Here is an 18,575-nt window from a genome sequence, read left to right on the forward strand (position 1 = left end):
GGTTACGATCTCCTATCGGGCGGCGGCGAGGTCGAGCGTTCGCAACAAAAAGTCGCGTAGTTGGGCGTTGCCGTGACGCTCGATGACGCCGATCTCCTCGGCCACCGCAGCATCGGCGGCCTCGCGCGCGCCGAGCTCGTCGAGCGCGCCGATGACGCGGCGCACTTCTTCGCGATCCAGTGGACGGCCGAGCGCGTACGCTCCGGCAACCGTTTCGCGCGCCACCGACGGCGGTTGCGAGATCGCCCAGACCACCGGGAACGTCCACTTGCGGCGAGCCACATCGCTGCCGGCGTTCTTTCCCGTCTCATCGAGCGATGACCAGATACCCGAGACATCGTCGCGAATCTGAAACGCCATGCCGTAGGCGCGGCCGACCGCTCCGAACTCCTCAGCAGCGCGATGGTCGCATCCAGCCGACAGGGCGCCCAACCGGCACGACGCGTCGAACAGCTGCGCGGTCTTGCACGCGATCATCCGGTGGTAGTCGGCGAGCTCGACCCGCGGCTCGCTTTCGAAACGAAGGTCGAGCGATTGGCCCTCGCACATGATCGCATGGGCTTCGTGCAACACGCCGATCATGTCGAGCACGTCGCGCGGCCCGACGTAGCGCCCGGCGTGTTCCAGGCTGAGGAAGCTGAGCGCGCACATGGCGTCACCGGCGTTGATCGCCTGCCCGATGCCGAACGACGTCCACAACGTCGGTCGACCGTGACGGAGTTCGTCGCGATCTTCTATGTCGTCGTGCACCAGCGAATAGTTGTGGAAAATCTCGACCGCCACCGCGGCGTCGACCGCGTGCTTGGGTGGCGCGCCCTCGGCCTGCGCGACGCGCATCACCATCTGCGGGCGAAGACGCTTGCCGCGACGCGCCGGTCCGTACCGGCCGTAACCGAAATGGCGTAAAAGCATATCGGAGATTTCACGCGATCCCCGATAGTTTACAATTCGTTCCTCGAGGGCGCTTTCGAAGTGCTCAAGCAGGTTGACGGCTGAGCTCCTCCATCCGCGACTCCACCTGATCGACGAGCCATCCGGGGGTCGACGCTCCCGACATCAACCCAGCGACGTGGACGCCTTCGAACCATTCCGGGCGCAGTTCGCTGGCATCTTCGATGTGGTACGAGCGCGCGCCATGCGATTCGGACAGGTCGGCCAAGTGTTTGGTGTTGGCCGACGTCTTGCCGCCGACCACGACCATCACTTCGACGTCGTGCGCTAATCGCGACGCTTCTTTTTGCCGGTTATGCGTGTCGGTGCAAATCGTGTTGACCGCGCGCACTTCGTAGTATTTGGCGGCGAGCGCTTTGACGATCTCGGTAAACTGATGCCCCGACCACGTCGACTGCACGACGACACCGACCCGGCTCGATCGCGGCAGAGCGTCGACGTCTTCGATTTTCTGAATGCACCACGCACCGGGAACGTGGCTCAACGTCCCTTTCACTTCCGGGTGCGCCGGATCGCCGATGACGATGATTTTGTAGCCGTCGGCTTTGAGCTTCTCGGCTTGTACGTGAATTTTGGTAACCATCGGACAGGTCGCGTCGATGATCTCGAGGCCCTTACGCTGCGCCTCTTCGAAGACGCCGACGGGCAGGCCATGCGCCCGCACGAACAGCGCGCCGGAATCGACCGAGTCGACCGAATCCGCGTTGCGTAGTCCGCGAGCGCTGAGCGACTCGACCATCTGCGGATTGTGAACGACGTGTCCGAGCGTCGTAACAGTGTCGCGGGCCGCGATCGCTTCCTCGGCTTTCTTCACCGTGATCGCGACCCCGAAGCAAAAGCCTTGGACCGACGCCTTACGAATTTCCACGAAAACTCTCCGCCAACGTACCGATTGCGTTCATAACTTCACCCGTAAACTTCGCCAAATCGTCACGAGTTGCTTTTCTACCGCTCGGCAACGCTATCGGCGCGCCGAATGCGATGTCGAAACGTCCCAACCGCTTGATCCGGTCCCCTCCTAAGATACACGTCGGAACGACGTTCGCCGCCGACCAAGCCGCGAGCAAGGCCATTCCCATCTGTGCGGCGGCGGCGCCGTCGGGATTACGCGTCCCCTCGGGAAAGATGCCGATCGCCCCGCCCTCGTTGAGGATGCTGAGCGAGCGCTTGATCGCCGCTTGCGGGCTCCCGTGCCGGTCTACCGGATAGGCCCCTAGGGTTCGAATTAGCGGTGCCAACAACGGAATTTCGAACAACTCTTGCTTGGCCATAAAGCGGATCCGGCGCGGGCAATAGCACAGCGCAGGTGGGTCAAAGTACGAAAGATGATTCGAAGCGACGATCAGCGGCCCGCTGCTGGGAACGTTCTCCACCCCGCGAACGCGCGCTCGAAAGACCGTCGAAAACATCGCCCGCAGGACCGCGGCCGACGCATCGTAGACCGCCTCGTTCATCGACCATAACCGGCCGCATCGGCCACCGAGCAAATTCGTTCGACGACCTCTTCAGCCGTGAGATCGCTCGAGTCGAGCACGTAGGCGTCGTCCGCCGGGACGAGCGGCGAAACCGGCCGCTCGCGATCCAGCCGGTCACGCTCTTCAATTTCTGCCGACAGGAGATGCACGTCGCCCAGCACGCCGGCGCGTTCGAGCTGCGCCCGCCGCCGTGCGACGCGCGCACCGACGGAGGCGGTTAGAAAAATCTTGACCGGCGCGGACGGCAGCACGACCGTGCCGATGTCGCGCCCGGCCATTACCACCTCGGCGTCGTCGGCGGCCTGACGTTGGGCGGCCACCATCAAGGCACGAACGGCCGCGTGGGCCGCGACGGTCGACACGACGGCCGTTACGTCATTGGATTGCAGCTCCTCGTCGGTCATGGTCCGGTCGTCGACACGAATCGCATACGCGGCACCGTCGGCGGATCGCACCACGCCCAGCGGGTGGGCACCGGCCAAACGAACCAAAGCGGCGGCGTTGTCGGCGTCCGTTCGCGTGCGAACGGCGAGGTAGGACAACGCGCGGTACATCGCACCGGTGTCCAGATACGGAACGTTCAAACGATGCGCGAGCAAGCGCGCGACGGTCGTCTTTCCAGACGCGGCCGGTCCGTCGATGGCGATCTGTAACGCAGGGAGCTCGGGCACCGGCCGGTTGTTCCGCGTCCGCCGAAGAACACCCGGGCCGTGGCAAAGTCCCGCTCGGTCTACGCTTGTTCCGCCTGCGGAACCGAATCGACGCGATGGCTCGGGCGCTGTCCGGGCTGCAACGCGTGGAACTCGTTCGACGAACGGCCGTTCGTCGTGCCGGCCGGCCGGACGCCGGTCGCGACGCGCGATGCCGGTTCGGCCGAACCGGTGATGCTGGGCGATGTCGATGCGTCGCAGGTCGAGCGCATGTGCGTCGGCCTGCCCGAGTTCGACGCGGCACTCGGGGGTGGAATCGTTCCGGCCAGCGTTACCCTCATCGGCGGGCCGCCGGGCGCCGGAAAATCCACGCTGTTGCTGCAAATCGCGGCCCGTATGTGCCGGCACGGCGCGGTCGCCTATCTCTGCGGTGAGGAGTCGGCCGCTCAAGTAAAATTGCGAGCGGCGAGGCTCGAGATCGACGCGCCCATTTCGCTGTTCGCCCAGACCAACTTGCGCGCGGTGCTCGACCGGCTCGAATCGCAGCCCCCGCGCACGCTGATCGTTGACTCGATCCAAACGACGTGGCTGCCGTCGTCGGAATCGTACGCCGGCAGTCTCGGACAGGTTCGCGACTGCACGCAAGCGCTGGTCGAATTCTCCAAACGGACCGGCTGCGCGACGTTCATCGTGGGACACGTTACCAAGGATGGTTCGATCGCCGGCCCGCGCATCGTCGAGCATTTGGTCGACGCCGTGCTGTACTTCGAAGGCGACTCGAGCGGCGACGTGCGTATTTTACGCGCCTATAAAAACCGCTTCGGCTCGATCGACGAAATCTGCGTCTTCTCGATGCGCCCGAACGGGTTGGAAGAGGTCACCAATCCGTCGGCGCTCTTTCTGAGTTCGCGCCGGGCGGATGCGGCCGGTTCGTGCGTCGTCGCGTCGATCGTCGGTTCGCGTCCGGTGTTGGTTGAGGTGCAGGCCCTCGTTGGCGAAGCCGCCTACGGGACGCCACGCCGGCTCGCGAATAATGTCGATCAGCAGCGACTGGCGATGATCATCGCCGTCTTGGAACGGCGCGCCGGATTGCATTTGGGATCACACGACGTGTACGCCTCGGTCGCCGGCGGCTTGCGGGTGAACGAACCGGCCGCCGACCTCGGAATCGCGCTCGCAATAGCATCCTCGTTTCGAAATCGCTCGCTCGGCCCGGACACGGCGGCGTTCGGCGAGCTGGGTCTTTCGGGTGAAATCCGCGGCGTCGGAGCAGCCGACCGGCGAACGACCGAGGCCCGCCGCCTGGGATACACCACCATCATTTCGCCCGATCGCGTTCGCGACATCGCCGACGCAATCGAGCGCGTCATAGGCTAGCGCTCCGCTTGGCGCTCTACGAGATCGTTCCGAATTTTTCGGAAGGCCGCGACCCCACGTTCTTGACGGCAGCGACGGAAATCGCCGCCGCAACCGGGGCGAGCGTGCTGCATGCGACGTCCGACGCCGTACATCACCGTAGCGTGCTCACCGTTGCCGGCGATGGCACGGCCATAGTCCGAGCAGCCGTCGCCTTGGCCGGACTCGCGGCCGAACGAATCGACTTACGTCTGCATCGCGGGGTACATCCGCGCATCGGGGCGCTCGATGTCTTGCCATTCGTTCCGCTGCGCGACGCTTCGCTCGACGATGCCACCCGGCTCGCGCACCGGGCCGGCGACGCGATTTGGGAGCGCTACGCAATTCCATCGTTTTACTACGGCGCCGCCGCGCGCAGCGAGAGCAGGCGGCGGCTTCCGACCGTTCGTCGTGGCCAGTTCGAAGGGCTCCACGCACGTTTTTTAGACCCGCAGTGGTATCCGGATGCCGGAAACGTCGCCAAACACGAGTCCGCAGGCGCGATCGCGATCGGTGCGCGCGACGTCCTTGTTGCGTTCAACGTTGAATTGGACAGTGACGATGAGCGCGCCGCACGTGCGATCGCCCGCACCCTGCGCGAAGGCGACGGCGGCTTGGGCGGGTTGCGCGCGTTGGCGTTTCGAATGGACGACGGCCGGATGCAGGTCTCGTTCAACGTCACGAACGTGCGCTCGCTCGCGCTCTATCGCATCGTCGAACTCGTGCGCCGGCTAGCGGCACGTCGCGGCATCGCGGTGACGCGAAGCGAACTCATCGGCTGTCTTCCTCGCGGCGCCGTCGAACGTTCCGCGGCGTACTATTTAGGAGTTACATCTCTGTGAAACGCGTCATCGCCACGTTGCTTGCAGTATTGGGTTGTTCGTTGCTCGGTACGGGAACCGCAACCGCGCAAGGCGGCCCGGGCGACGCCGGGATCTACGAACGCACGTTGCCGAACGGCCTCAAGGTGGTGGTGATCGAGGATCGCGCCGTGCCCGTCGTACAGACGGCGGTTTGGTACGGCTTCGGATCGCTGCAAGAAACGCCCGGCAAAACGGGACTAGCGCACGCGCTGGAACACATGATGTTCCGCGGTACGCCGGAGATCTCGGCCGGCGGTCTGGACGATATCGTCGCCCGAATGGGCGCTCAAATGAACGGCCAAACCGACTACGACTACACCCAGTTCTATTTCGTCATGCCGTCCGACAAGATCGACGTCACGCTGTTTACCGAAGCCGACCGCATGCAGCATGCGTCGCTGCGGGCCGCCGACTGGGCGGTCGAACGAAACGCGGTGCTCAACGAACTCGACGGCGATGCAAGCTCGCCGTTTTTCAATCTATTGTCGCGCGTGCGCGCGGCCGCGTTTCCCGGACAACCGGCTGGACGCACGCCGATCGGGCGTCGCGCAGACGTTGCCAATGCCACCGCCGCCGATATTCGCAAATACTATCGCGAATGGTACGCACCCAACAACGCGACGCTGGTGATCGCCGGCGACGTATCGCACGACGTGGCGTTCGCCAAAGCGCAGAAATATTTCGGCGCCATACCGTCGCGAACGCTGCCGGCGCGTAACGACCGAAGCCCGGTGCCCGCACACGGTCAACGCGTGGAGGCCGAGTTTCCGTTTCCCTTCGAAGTCGTCGATCTGGCCTATGCCATCCCCGGCGACAAAGAGCCCGGCGAGCCGGCCGTGAGTACGATCGCGACCCTGCTCGAAAATCAACGCTCGCCGTTTTACAAAGCACTGGTGCAGTCGAATATCGCGCTGGCGATCGAAACAAACGCCGATACGCAACTGCGCGGTGGGCTGCTCAACGTGTTTCTCGTACTCAATCCCGGACATCACGCCGACGAAGCGCAGGCCGTCTTTCAATCGACGCTCGACAACATGTTGGCCTACGGAATCGATCCCGATCTCGCCGCCGCAGCCAAGCGCATGACCATCGCGGAGCGCATCTACTCGGTCGACTCGATCGACGGCATCGGCGATTTAGCCGGTTACACCTACGGAATCGTCGGCGAAAAGCTGGGCAGCGAAGATGCGCGTTTGGAAGCGCTGACCGGCGCGGATTTGCTGCAAGCCATGAAGCGCTACATGAAGAGCCCGACCGTCGTCGGACATCTCAGCCCGAACGATCAACCGCCGAAAGGCACTTCCGAGAAGAGCGACTCAACCGCGGCCGACGATTTCTCCAAACGCGTTCCGAATGGTCCGATCGTCGAGCCCGCCTGGGTTGCGCGCGCTATCCGCCAGCCGACGACGGCGCGTAGCACGCTCGCACCCACGTCGTTCACCTTACCCAATGGCTTACGCGTGATCGTGCAGCAGAAATCCAACCATCCTACATTTGTTCTGAGCGGTCGCATCGCGTCGTCGCCGGCATTCGAGCCGAACGGTCAGGAAGGCATCGCCCGACTGGCGTCGGATGTCGCCGACTACGGCAGCCAGCGCTACCCGTTCGAACAGCGGCGTAAGGCCACCGACGAGATGGGCGCGTTCATCGACACCGGTGCGTCGTTCTCCGCACAAGCCGAGACGCGCGACTTCGAAAAGGTTCTCGACATCCTTGCAGACGGCGAGATGCATCCCACGTTTGCGGATCCGTGGCTCGGTGTCGAACGCTCGCAACTTGCGAACAGTCTCGGATCCGAACAGAACATCTCGGGCGTGATGATCGATCGCGCCTACGACTCGCTCTTGCTCTCGACCGCCGACCCGTCGTTGCGGCACCCCTCCGCACAAACGGTCAACGCGATCACGCAAGCCGACCTGCTATCGTACGCGCGGGAATACTGGCGCCCCGACCTCACGACCGTTTCGATCGTCGGCGATCTCTCACCGCAGCGCGTAAAGGATGCGATGACGGCGGCGTTCGGCGCGTGGGAAACGTCCGGAGCGAAACCCGACGCTCATCTCATGGCGATGCCGCCGGCCTCGAAAGGCCACGATTGGATCGGCACCGCGGCAAACCAGGTGTTCATTCGCATCGGGCAGCCTGCCGTCTCGCGTTCCAGCGCTGACTACGACACGTTTCGAGTGCTAAACCAAATCCTCGGCGGAAGCGGCGACTTCGAGTCGCGCCTGTGGCAAGAACTGCGGCAGAAACGCGGGCTCGTGTACGGCGTCGATAGTTCGCTCGACTCGAACGCCGACCGGGGCGATTTCAGAATCGAGTTGAACGCCTCGCCGCAGCGCGTGGTCGAGGCGGTGCAGTTCGTGCGCGACGAGTTGCGTCGCTTCCAGACCACGCCGGTCACCGAAACCGAATTGCAAGAAGCGAAAGTGCGCTTGGTGGGCGACGCGCTGCTCGACGAAGCATCGTCGACCGGCCAAGCCAAACAGTTGCTCGACATCCTGAACAACAACTTGCCGCTGGATTACTATCGCACGCTCAACGAACGTTTTCAGCGCATCACCGCAGCCGACGTGCAACGAGTGGCGAAAGCGTATCTGCGGCCCGACAGCCTGGTCGAGGTGTATGCCGGTCCGTCCGGCCCCTGGGCTCGCGGCATTTAGCACGTGAGCGGGACGTTCGTCACGGTCGATCCGTCCAACGGATCCGTGCTCGAACGCTTCGAACGCATGACCGCCGCGCAGGTCGACGCTCGTCTGCGGTCGGCAGCCGGTGCGTTTACATCCTGGCGGCGGTCGAGCGTGGACGAACGCGTCGCATTAGTTCGTTCGATCGGCGCGCAACTGCGCTCGCAGCGCGAACGGTTGGCCGCCACCGCGGTGCGCGAGATGGGCAAGCCGATCGGGCAGGCACTAGCCGAAGTCGATAAATGCGCCGCCTGCTGCGATTTCTTCGCCACCGAAGGCGCTCGCATGCTGCAACCGCAGCCGGTACCGCAAAGGCGCGGAAGTTCCGTCGCGTTTCGGCCCCTGGGCGTTCTGCTAGCGATCATGCCGTGGAATTTTCCGTACTGGCAAGTGTTTCGCGCCGTCATTCCGGCGTTGATCGCGGGAAACGCCGTGCTGCTCAAGCACGCGGACATTACAACTCGCTGCGGTTTGGAAATCGAATATCTGCTGCGCGACGCCGGAGCGCCCGACGGCTTGTTCTCGACGCTTCTCGTGACGGACAACGATACCGACGAGATGATCGCGGACCCAAGAATCGCTGCGGTAACGCTAACAGGTTCGGAACGCGCGGGCAGCGCCGTCGGACGCGCGGCCGGTGCGGCGCTCAAGAAATGCGTTCTTGAGTTAGGCGGTTCCGACGCGTTCATCGTACTCGCGGATGCCGATGTGGATGCGGCCGCGACGACGGCCGTGTTCGCTCGCTTTCAGAACAACGGGCAGAGTTGCATCGCGGCGAAACGCTTCGTCGTCGAATCCGCAGCGTACGATCCGTTCCTCGAACGCTTCGTACGATTGGCGAGTGCGCAGGTCGTCGGCGATCCCGCCAATCCGACAACCCAGCTCGGTCCCTGCGCGCGTGCCGACTTACGCGATGCTGTTGCGGCGCAGGTGCGCGAGTCGGTAGCCGCCGGCGGGCGCCTAGCGCTTGGCGGCGGAGCGATCGAGCGTCCCGGATTCTATTTCTCGCCAACCATCGTCTGCGATCCACCGCCTGGATCGCCGATGCGCGAGCGCGAGGTGTTCGGACCGGCGGCCGCCGTCATCCGCGCCCGGGACGAACGCGATGCGATTCGAATCGCAAATGAAACCGACTATGGTTTAGGCTGCAGTATTTGGACGAAAGACGTACGGCGCGCCGAAACGTTGGCGGCCGAAATCGATGCCGGCATGGTCTTCGTTAACGCCCTGGTCGCGAGCGATCCGGCGCTGCCGTTCGGCGGCGTCAAACGCAGTGGGTACGGACGCGAACTTTCGTACTTCGGGCTTCACGAATTCAGCAACGTGCAGAGCGTGGTCGTCGCCGGCGACTAGCCGGTTGCGTCGCGACGCAGCAGCGAGAGGTCGCGTTTCTACGTCAGCAATTTAAATGCGTGATGCCACGTTCCGTTGACTTGTCCGTAGAGCAGCCACGCCATGCACATGGCTTCCAAATATCGCGACGACGTTATGCCACCGATGTCGGCGACGTCCCAACCGAAGTCTTTCAAGATGGCACTCACGGTGGTTTTTGCTCCGGCATCGTCGCCGGCGATGAACATCGTCGGAGGTCCGCCCGAATACTTCGGACGAACCATATCCTCGGCTGCGACCGTGTTAAACGCTTTCACGACGCGCGCTTGCGGTAACGCACGCTGGACGCGCTCGCCCATCGAATCTTCCGCGCCGGTCTCCAAACGAAACACGCCGCCATTTTCCGCGACTAAATTGGTCGCGTCGATGACGACCTTCTTTGCGAAGCCTGCGGAACCGAGCGATTCCAATAGCGCGATAGTTGCCTCGCCGGACGTGGCCACGACGATCAATTCTCCGAACGCCGCGGCTTCGGCATTGGATGCCGCGCGCGAGCCCGCGTGGGCGGCAACGAAGTCCGCGAGTTTGGCCGGGTCGCGCGTTCCCAGCACGACCGTATCGCCGCGCTCGAGAAACCCTTTGGCGAGGGACTGCGCCACTTCGCCGCTGCCGATGATTCCAACGTTCATGCGACCGAAGACCCACCGCCGCTCGCGCTCGTTGCACGCGACCAGTCTGCAATTCGGCGAAAGCCCTCGGCAACGACATCGGCGGGAGCTACCCAACTACAGCGCAACCAACCCTCCATCGCCGCACCGAACGCACGTCCGGGAATAGCGACGACGTCGTGTCGATCGATCAGGGCCAACGACGCCGACAGCGAGTCCACGCCCGGCGGCAACCCGACGCAGGCATAAAAAGCACCGTCGGGTACGACGTATCGCAAGCCGCTCTCGCGCAGTGCGGCGACGACCGGTGCTTGCTGGCGCGCGTACCACTCCGCGTGCTCGCGCACGCCATCGCTGCCTGAAAAGATATGCATGGCAACGTACTGCGCGAACGTGTCGGCGCACGACGTCACCCAGGCGTGCGCTTTGACGGCTTGTTCGATGAAATCGCGCGGGCCGAGAATCCAACCGAGGCGCAATCCTGTCAACGCATTGCTTTTGCTCAGCGAGTTGGTAACGATCGTGTACGGATACATCCGCGCCAAGTCGGCAGCGTCGTCGACGAAGCACTGCTCGCGATAGATCTCGTCGTGAATCAGCCAGATCGGCGTGCCGTCGCGCCTGCGCAGCATTTCGACCAGCAGTTCGGCTTGATCGCGACGCAGTACCCGCGATGTCGGGTTACACGGCGAGCACAGGACGATCGCGCGAGTGGCCGGACCGATACCGGCCAGAATCCGTTCGGCATCGAACGCAAATCCGTCGTCTTCGAGCATCGATACGGTTCGGACCGCAACTCCGCCGAGCGTCGCCATCTTAACGTACGACGGAAAGGCCGGCTCGACGACGAGCAATTCGTCGAACGCCGGGTCCAGCAGCGTCATGAGCGTTACGTACATCGCCTCTTGCGAACCGGCCGTAATACACACGTTCTCCGCACCGGTCATCTGCGGATATGCGTAATAGCCGGCGATCGCGGCGCGTAATTCGGGATCGCCTGCATTGGCAGTGTATTTGACGCCGTCGCGCGCGGTGCGCTGCATCGCGTATTCGAAGTGTTCGATCGACGGCAATAAGGTCGGTTCGCCTAGGCCCAAATCGATCGACGTCGCCCGTTTCTTCGATGCGATCTGACGGATGATCGATCCCGGAATAGCGACGACGCTCGGGTTCATACCGCCACCTGGTAATCGCGCAAGGCTTCATTGAGCGAGGTCTTTCGATCGGTCGACTCGGTACGCGAGCCGATGATCAAGGCGCAAGGCGTACCGTATTCACCGGCAGCGAATCGTTTGGGCATCGTACCGCTGATAACGACGGCCCTCGAAGGCACGCGGCCGCGCTCGACGATCGGCTCCGCTCCGCGAACGTCCACGATCGGCGTGCTGGCCGTCAACACCACACCCGCACCCAGCACGGCTTCGGCTTCGACGCGGACGCCTTCGACCACGATGCACCGCGAGCCGACGAACGCGCCGTCTTCGACGACCACCGGACTGGCTTGCGGTGGCTCTAGCACGCCGCCGATTCCGACGCCGCCGGACAAATGCACGTTCTTCCCGATCTGCGCGCACGACCCGACGGTCGCCCAGGTGTCGATCATCGTCCCTTCGTCAACGTACGCGCCGATATTCACGTAGGCCGGCATCAAGATCACGCCGGGCGCTAAAAAGCTGCCGTAACGAGCTACTCCGGGTGGCACGCAACGCACGCCCTGTTTGTGATAATCGCGCTTTACCGGCAGTTTATCGTGATACACGAGCACGTCGTCGCGCGTACCCATGCGTTCGACCTCGCGCCGTTGAAAATACAGCAGGATAGCCCGTTTGATCCACGCGTTGGTGGTCCAGCCGCCGTTACCGTCCGGCTCGGCGACCCGAAGCGCTCCTCGGTCGAGCGCTGCTACGACCTCGTCGAGCACCCTGCCGGCGCGACCGCGCACGTTAGCGGCGCCCGCGAGCGCCTCGCACCGCTCGCGCATTTTTTCGATGTGCATCGGTACACCGATTACGGCGCGTGAAAGCGCCGGTCATGCCGGAACCGTGGGTCTGCAGGCGTGGGTAAGAGATAGCCGGACGAGGTCGAATCAACCTCACCCCTTTGAGGGAAAAGCGACCGGTCGCAAATCACGTCTTCATTTAAGGAGAGTCCGTGCCGAATAGCCCCGCTGATGAGCAACGTATCGATGCCATCCGCTTTCTCGCGGTCGATGCGGTGCAAAAAGCCAACTCGGGCCACCCGGGCATGCCGCTCGGAGCGGCAGCTATGGCCTACGCGCTATGGACCCGCAAGCTCCGCTTCAATCCCAAGGATCCGCACTGGCTCAACCGCGACCGCTTCGTGCTGTCGGCCGGACACGGGTCGATGCTGCTCTACGCCCTGCTCTACCTAACCGGCTACGACATGTCGCTGGACGACTTGAAGTCGTTCCGCCAGCTCGATAGCAAAACGCCCGGCCACCCGGAGACCGAACGCACGGCGGGCGTCGAAGCCACGACCGGGCCGCTGGGCCAGGGCATCGCCAATGCGGTCGGCATGGCGATCGCCGAGGCTCATTTAGGCGCGGTCAATAATCGCGACGACCAGCCGGTTGTCGATCATTATACCTATTGCATCTGTGGCGACGGCGATCTGATGGAAGGCATCAGTCAGGAATCCATCTCGTTGGCCGGGCATCTGAAGCTCGGAAAGCTCATCGCCTTTTACGACGACAATCTCGTGACGCTCGCCGGTCCGTCGGACCTTGCGCTCAGCGACGACCCGGTGCAGCGCTTCGAGGCCAGCGACTGGCACACGCAGTTCATCCCGGCCGACCAAGGGAACGACGTCGACGCCATCGAGCACGCGATCGACGTCGCGCAAAACGTCACCGACCGCCCGTCGCTGATCGTCGTGCGCACGCACATCGGATACGGGTCGCCTCGCCAGGATAGTTATCTCGCGCACGGCGAGCCGCTCGGACCCGACAACGTCAAGAAAACCAAAGAAGAACTCGGCTGGCCTGTGGAGCCGGCGTTCTACGTGCCGGACGATGTGCTCGCGTGGTTTCGCGATGTCGGCGCGAAGGGTGCCGGTCTCGAAGCGCGCTGGCAAACGATGTTCGACGCGTGGAAAACTGGCAACGCGGATTTGGGCGCGCAGCTCGAACGCGCGCTTCGCAAAGAAATTCCCGCCAATTTGCCCTGGCCCTCATTCGATGCCGGCAATGGCAACGTCGCGACGCGCGACGCCGGCGGAACGGTGATGAATGCAATCGCGGCAGCGTTGCCCGAACTCGTCGGCGGTTCGGGGGATCTCGACCCGTCGACCAAAACGTATTTGAAAAATTGCGGCGACTTTCAGCCCAACGAATACGCCGGCCGCAATATTCATTACGGAGTGCGCGAGCACGCGATGGTCGCGATCAACAACGGCATCGCGTTACACGGCGGATTGCTGCCGTTCGGCGCCACCTTCTTCAACTTCTCGGATTATTGCAAGCCGGCCATTCGTCTGGCGTGCCTATCGAAGTTGCACTGCATCCTCGTCTTCACGCACGACTCGTTCTTTTTGGGTGAAGACGGCCCGACCCATCAACCGGTCGAGCAACTGGCGATGCTTCGCGCGACGCCCAACTGTTATGTCGTCCGGCCGGCAGACGCACTCGAAGTGACCGAAGCCTGGAAGCTCGCGGTCGCACGCGACGGGTCGCCGTGGATCCTGGTATTGACCCGCCAAAAGGTTCCGTTCTTGGGCGCTCGCGACGCCGCGGTTTCAAAGGGCGCGTACGTGTTGACGGATGCCGACGGCGGCAAGCCCGACCTGATCTTGATCGCGACGGGTTCCGAAGTATCGCTCGCGGTCGACGTCAAGAAACTGCTCGACGCCAAAGGTCGCAAGACCCGGGTGGTATCGATGCCGTGCTGGGAACTGTTCGACCAGCAACCCCAGTCATATAAGGATGACGTACTCCCGCCCGGTGTCGGCGCCAGAATATCGATCGAAGCGGGCGCCACGATGGGTTGGTCCAAATACGTCGGCGACCGCGGACTATCGGTCGGCATCGACCATTTCGGCGCTTCGGCCCCAGCGGCCGATCTCGCCAAGGCATTCGGTTTCACCCCCGATCGCATCGCACAACTCGCTCTCGACGCGTACGCACCCACTCAATCGTAGGAGAGATTCGTGAAAAACCAACTCGAACAACTGCTCGACGACGGCCAAAGCGTTTGGCTCGATAACCTTCGCCGCAGCATGTTCGCATCGGGCGAACTGGCACGCCTGATCGACCGCGGACTGCGCGGCATGACCAGCAATCCGACGATTTTCGAGAAAGCCATCGGTGCCGGAAACGATTACGACCAGCAACTCGGCAAACTGATCGGCACCGAACTGAACGCGGAAGCGCTCTTTTGGGATCTCGCCGTCCAGGATATTCAGAGCGCCTGCGATGCGTTTGCGAACGTCTACAAAACGTCCGGCGGGAACGACGGCTTCGTCAGCCTCGAAGTATCGCCGTTATTAGCCCACGACACGCAAGGCACGATCGCGATGGCCAAGGATTTGTGGCATCGCGTCGACCGTCCGAACTTGATGGTGAAAATTCCCGGCACTAAAGAGGGCGTCCCGGCCATCGAAGAGTGCATTTACAGCGGACTGAACATCAACGTCACGTTGATCTTCTCGGTCGACATGTACGAAAAAACGGCACGCGCCTACGTGCGCGGCCTGCAACGGCGCGTCGCCGAAAACAAACCTGTAGACAAAATCCGCTCGGTGAACTCGGTCTTCGTCAGCCGCATCGATACGGCCGTCGATAAGATGCTCCAAGCGCGCATCGCCAAAGGCGAAAAGCTTGAAGGGCTCCTCGGTAAGACCGGCGTCGCCAACCTCAAGCTCACGTACCAGCGATTCAAAGACGTCTTCTTGGGCGAAGAGTTCGCGCCGATTCTGGCAGCCGGCGGCGCGGTGCAGCGACCGCTGTGGGCCTCGACATCGACCAAGGACCCGCACTTCCCGGATCTGATGTACGTCGAAACCGTCGTGGGTCCGCACACCGTGAACACGATGCCGCCGGCAACGCTCGACGCGCTCCTCGATCACGGCAAGATCGTCGCCGATACGGTGGAGAGCGACCTCGACGCAGCCCGTCAAGTCATGCAAGCACTCCAAGACGCGAAGATCTCATTGTTCGAAGTCACCGATCAACTGCAGACCGAAGGCGTAACGTCGTTTTCCGATTCGTTTGCGGCACTGCTGGGCGCGATCGTCTACAAGCAGAAGCTACTCGCATCGGGCGGAGCCGAACGCATCAAACTCTCCATGGGTAACGCGCAACCGCATTTCGATGCCGCCCTCGCGCAACTCGTGAAAAACGATTTCCTCAAACGTTTGTGGGGTCTCGATCCGACGTTGTGGTCGTCGTCGCCGCAAGCTGCCGATATTATCAAACGCTCGTTGGGCTGGCTCACCATTCCGCAGCACATGCTGGAATCGGTGCCGGAACTTCGTAAATTCGGTACGGACGTGAAGGAACACTTCGATTTCGCGGTCGTCTGCGGAATGGGCGGCAGCTCGTTGGCGCCGGATATTCTGGCCGACACGTTCGGTCGATACGGTGATTATCCCGAACTGCTGGTGCTCGATTCAACCTGCCCGGCGCAAATCAAAGAGCTTGAAGAACGGATTCGTATCGCCGATACGGTGTTCGTCATCTCGAGCAAGAGTGGCACGACCACCGAACCCAATGCCTTCTACGCGTACTTCCACGAGAAGGTCACCAAAGAACTCGGGGCATCCGTTGCGGGTCGCAACTTCATCGCGATCACCGACCCGGGATCGCCGCTCGAAGACGAAGCCAAAGCATGCGGCTTCCGCGCCACGTTCGATAACGATCCGACCATCGGCGGACGCTACTCAGCGCTGTCGTACGTCGGAATCGCGCCGTCGGCGATGGCCGGCTACGACATCAATTTGCTTTTGGATCGCGCGTTGGGTGCCATGCATGCCGACGATCGAACCGTCGACCCGAAGAGCGCGCCCGGCGTCCGGCTGGGGGCTGCGTTCGGCGGCGCAGCGGTCAATGGCCGCGACAAGCTAACCATCATAGCGCATCCCGACGTCGCCGCCTTCGGTGCGTGGGCCGAACAACTGGTCGCCGAGTCGACCGGAAAAGACGGAAAGGGCATCGTACCGGTTGCCGGTGAGAAGCTCGGCTCTCCGGGCGATTACTCCAGCGACCGGATCTTCGTGTACGTCGGTGCGAACTTGCCGGACCCGGCCGCCGGCGTCGACGACAAACTGAAAGCCCTCGAAGCAGCGGGGCACCCGGTGGTGCGCTTGGCGATGAACGACGAATACGATCTGGGCGAACAGTTCTATCTGTGGGAGGTCGCCGTCGCCGCCGCCGGTTCGATCATCGGCATCGACGCATTCGACCAACCCAACGTTCAGGAGTCGAAAGACAACACCGTCGAGCTGCTCGAGAAATACTCGAAAGAAGGTCGTTTCGATGAGCCTGCCGCGAATGCGAAGGGTAGCGATTTCGACGTAACGTTCCTATCCGGAAGCCGCGACATCCACGCCCAGACGCCGGTGACGGCACTCAGCGGTTTATTCGCCCAACTACGTGCGAGCGACTATGCTGCGATCACCGCATATGTCGCGCGCAACGAACGGCACGAAGCGCTGCTCGACGAGTTGCGACTGAAGATCCGCGATGCTCGCAAGGTGGCGACCACGGTCGGATTCGGACCGCGTTTTCTCCACTCGACCGGTCAGCTACAGAAGGGCGGACCCGACGAATGCGTCGCGCTGCAGATCGTCGCCGACGATCCCGACGATATCCCAATCCCGGGAATGCACGTCGGCTTCCGTACGCTGCTTGCAGCGCAAGCGTTGGGCGACTGGCAGTCGCTCGACAAGCGCAACCGCCGCGGCGTGCGCATCCATCTCAACGGCGGCGTCGAAAGCGGATTGCGTGCATTGATCGACGCGGTCGACGAGGCCTTATCGGTACGGGTATGATCGCGAACGCCCCAACCAATGGCGCCGCCGCCAATCCGCTACGAGAAGGATTGGCGACGGTCGATCGCATTGCGGATCCGTGCAGCATCGTGTTCTTCGGCGCGAGCGGAGATTTATTCAAACGTATGCTGCTGCCGGCGGTGTATTCGATGCACCTCAACGGAACGTTGCCCACCGGCTTTGCGGTGATCGGCTTTTCTCGCTCGCCGTATACCGACGAGAGTTTTCGCGACTACTGCCGCAAGCAGCTCGACGAAACGATGCCGCACGATCGAAAGCCCGAAGGGAACTTGTGGGACGATTTCGCGGCGCGCATTTCGTACATCAGTGCGGATTTCAAAGACGAAAACGATTTTAAGCTGCTCAAACAGCGGCTGGCCGACAATGACAAGCAATTCGGAACCGGCGGCAATCACCTCTTCTACCTTGCCACACCGCCGCCGGTGTTTCCGGAAGTGGTGCGGCAACTCAAGGCCTCCGGCCTCGATCCGAAAGACGACGACGCGGGCTGGACACGCATCGTCGTCGAGAAACCGTTTGGCACCGACTTAGCATCGGCGCGCGCCCTCCAGCACGAGATGGATCGCGTCTTCGTCGAGAGCGCCATCTACCGCATCGATCACTACCTCGGCAAAGAGCCGGTCCAAGACATCATCGCGTTGCGATTTGCCAATACGATTTTCGAGCCGATTTGGAATCGCAACTACATCGCCGACGTGCAGATTACCGCGGCCGAGTCGATCGGGGTCGAGCTACGCGGAGGGTATTACGACAACGCGGGCGCGCTGCGCGACATGATTCAGAACCACGTAATCAATCTGTTGGCGCTGGTCGCGATGGAACCGCCGATCAGTTCGCACGCCGACGACATCCGCAATGAAAAATATAAAGTGCTGTCGGCCATCACACCGCCGGCATACGAAGACGTCGCTTCGATGTCCGTGCGCGGCCAGTACGGTCCTGGAACGGTCGACGGTCAAAGCGTCGCCGGGTACCGGCAAGAGAAAGACGTAAAGTCCGATTCGAACACCGAGACCTATGCTGCGGTGCGCTTCTTCGTCGATAACTGGCGGTGGGCGGGCGTTCCGTTCTATTTACGTTCGGGCAAGCGCTTAGCGCGCAAAGTATCGGAGATCGTCGTGACGTTCCGGCCGATTCCGCACCGCTTCTACGGCGATTCGACCGACGACATCGAACCCAACTTGCTGGTCATCAAAATTCAGCCCGACGAGGGCATCGCAATGCGCTTCGAAGCCAAAGTACCCGGTCCCAAAGATCACGTCCGCAGTGTTTACATGGACTTCAACTACGGAAGCGGGTTTGGCGTCGTTTCGCCACCGGCATACGAACGGCTTATCGGCGACGCGATGCGCGGCGATCAAACGCTGTTTACGCGCTGGGATGCCGTCGAACGCGCCTGGCAACTCGTCACGCCGGTCCTCGACGTCTGGACCAATAGCAAGGATTTCTCATTCCCGAACTATGCGGCGGGCACGCAAGGACCCGAAGCCGCCTTGCGCCTCTTTCCGGACTGGCGCCGTCTGTGACC

Annotated in this window: 14 protein-coding genes; 7 read left to right on the forward strand and 7 right to left on the reverse strand. The window is 62.5% G+C overall.

Features of this window, described 5'->3' with window-relative positions; translation table 11 throughout:
* Positions 1 to 12: 12 nt before the first annotated feature.
* The 4 genes from VGF98_05885 to cmk form a co-directional block, all read right to left on the reverse strand.
* Positions 13 to 912 carry a polyprenyl synthetase family protein gene (locus tag VGF98_05885; protein ID HEY1681142.1) on the reverse strand — a complete coding sequence of 300 codons (900 nt, stop codon included), beginning with the start codon at positions 910 to 912 and terminating at the stop codon, positions 13 to 15.
* A gap of 64 nt (positions 913 to 976) precedes the next feature.
* A complete protein-coding gene (gene ispH / locus VGF98_05890; GenBank protein ID HEY1681143.1) occupies positions 977 to 1,819 on the reverse strand; it encodes a 4-hydroxy-3-methylbut-2-enyl diphosphate reductase in 843 nt (280 codons plus the stop codon).
* The gene (locus VGF98_05895; protein ID HEY1681144.1) at positions 1,806 to 2,405 is read right to left on the reverse strand and encodes a lysophospholipid acyltransferase family protein; all 600 of its coding nucleotides are present in this window, start codon (positions 2,403 to 2,405) and stop codon (positions 1,806 to 1,808) included. The genes ispH and VGF98_05895 overlap by 14 nt, the downstream gene beginning before the upstream one ends.
* A complete protein-coding gene (gene cmk / locus VGF98_05900) occupies positions 2,402 to 3,097 on the reverse strand; it encodes a (d)CMP kinase (GenBank protein ID HEY1681145.1) in 696 nt (231 codons plus the stop codon). Before cmk ends, VGF98_05895 begins: the two co-directional genes overlap by 4 nt.
* A 39-nt stretch (positions 3,098 to 3,136) precedes the next feature.
* On the opposite strand from cmk, the gene radA reads away from it, so the two are divergent.
* Genes radA through VGF98_05920 form a run of 4 tightly spaced genes read left to right on the forward strand, consistent with a single transcriptional unit; the run spans position 3,137 to position 9,374 of the window.
* Positions 3,137 to 4,453 (forward strand): DNA repair protein RadA, encoded by a 1,317-nt coding sequence (gene radA / locus VGF98_05905; protein ID HEY1681146.1) that lies wholly within the window; start codon positions 3,137 to 3,139, stop codon positions 4,451 to 4,453.
* 8 nt (positions 4,454 to 4,461) lie between these two features.
* Entirely contained in the window at positions 4,462 to 5,313 is an 852-nt protein-coding gene (gene ftcD / locus VGF98_05910) for a glutamate formimidoyltransferase (GenBank protein ID HEY1681147.1), read from the forward strand.
* Positions 5,310 to 7,997, forward strand: coding sequence for a pitrilysin family protein (locus VGF98_05915; protein HEY1681148.1), 2,688 nt, complete (start codon positions 5,310 to 5,312; stop codon positions 7,995 to 7,997). Before ftcD ends, VGF98_05915 begins: the two co-directional genes overlap by 4 nt.
* A gap of 3 nt (positions 7,998 to 8,000) precedes the next feature.
* A complete protein-coding gene (locus VGF98_05920; protein ID HEY1681149.1) occupies positions 8,001 to 9,374 on the forward strand; it encodes an NAD-dependent succinate-semialdehyde dehydrogenase in 1,374 nt (457 codons plus the stop codon).
* Between the two features lie 38 nt (positions 9,375 to 9,412).
* Here VGF98_05920 and VGF98_05925 read toward each other — a convergent pair whose 3' ends face one another.
* Genes VGF98_05925 through VGF98_05935 form a run of 3 tightly spaced genes read right to left on the reverse strand, consistent with a single transcriptional unit; the run spans position 9,413 to position 12,017 of the window.
* Positions 9,413 to 10,042 (reverse strand): NAD(P)-binding domain-containing protein, encoded by a 630-nt coding sequence (locus VGF98_05925; protein HEY1681150.1) that lies wholly within the window; start codon positions 10,040 to 10,042, stop codon positions 9,413 to 9,415.
* Positions 10,039 to 11,196, reverse strand: a complete 1,158-nt coding sequence (locus VGF98_05930) for a pyridoxal phosphate-dependent aminotransferase (protein ID HEY1681151.1) — start codon at positions 11,194 to 11,196, stop codon at positions 10,039 to 10,041. Before VGF98_05930 ends, VGF98_05925 begins: the two co-directional genes overlap by 4 nt.
* Positions 11,193 to 12,017 carry a 2,3,4,5-tetrahydropyridine-2,6-dicarboxylate N-succinyltransferase gene (locus tag VGF98_05935; GenBank protein ID HEY1681152.1) on the reverse strand — a complete coding sequence of 275 codons (825 nt, stop codon included), beginning with the start codon at positions 12,015 to 12,017 and terminating at the stop codon, positions 11,193 to 11,195. Before VGF98_05935 ends, VGF98_05930 begins: the two co-directional genes overlap by 4 nt.
* Positions 12,018 to 12,172: 155 nt before the next feature.
* Between VGF98_05935 and tkt the strand changes: the two genes are divergently transcribed.
* Genes tkt through zwf form a run of 3 tightly spaced genes read left to right on the forward strand, consistent with a single transcriptional unit; the run spans position 12,173 to position 18,573 of the window.
* Positions 12,173 to 14,176, forward strand: a complete 2,004-nt coding sequence (gene tkt, locus VGF98_05940; protein HEY1681153.1) for a transketolase — start codon at positions 12,173 to 12,175, stop codon at positions 14,174 to 14,176.
* 9 nt (positions 14,177 to 14,185) lie between these two features.
* Positions 14,186 to 17,026 (forward strand): bifunctional transaldolase/phosoglucose isomerase, encoded by a 2,841-nt coding sequence (locus tag VGF98_05945; GenBank protein ID HEY1681154.1) that lies wholly within the window; start codon positions 14,186 to 14,188, stop codon positions 17,024 to 17,026.
* Positions 17,023 to 18,573 (forward strand): glucose-6-phosphate dehydrogenase, encoded by a 1,551-nt coding sequence (gene zwf / locus VGF98_05950; protein ID HEY1681155.1) that lies wholly within the window; start codon positions 17,023 to 17,025, stop codon positions 18,571 to 18,573. Before VGF98_05945 ends, zwf begins: the two co-directional genes overlap by 4 nt.
* The last annotated feature ends 2 nt before the right edge of the window (positions 18,574 to 18,575 follow it).

Source organism: Candidatus Tumulicola sp. (assembly GCA_036490475.1).
Classification (GTDB): Bacteria; Vulcanimicrobiota; Vulcanimicrobiia; order Vulcanimicrobiales; family Vulcanimicrobiaceae; genus Tumulicola.

What these genes read in the sequence shown, in the direction of transcription:
- zwf (HEY1681155.1), top strand. Translation starts at nt 17,023, where the DNA reads ATGATCGCGAACGCCCCAACCAATGGCGCCGCCGCCAATCCGCTACGA.
- VGF98_05930 (HEY1681151.1), bottom strand. Translation starts at nt 11,196, where the DNA reads ATGAACCCGAGCGTCGTCGCTATTCCGGGATCGATCATCCGTCAGATC.
- VGF98_05885 (HEY1681142.1), bottom strand. Translation starts at nt 912, where the DNA reads ATGCTTTTACGCCATTTCGGTTACGGCCGGTACGGACCGGCGCGTCGC.
- VGF98_05925 (HEY1681150.1), bottom strand. Translation starts at nt 10,042, where the DNA reads ATGAACGTTGGAATCATCGGCAGCGGCGAAGTGGCGCAGTCCCTCGCC.
- VGF98_05895 (HEY1681144.1), bottom strand. Translation starts at nt 2,405, where the DNA reads ATGAACGAGGCGGTCTACGATGCGTCGGCCGCGGTCCTGCGGGCGATG.
- VGF98_05935 (HEY1681152.1), bottom strand. Translation starts at nt 12,017, where the DNA reads ATGCACATCGAAAAAATGCGCGAGCGGTGCGAGGCGCTCGCGGGCGCC.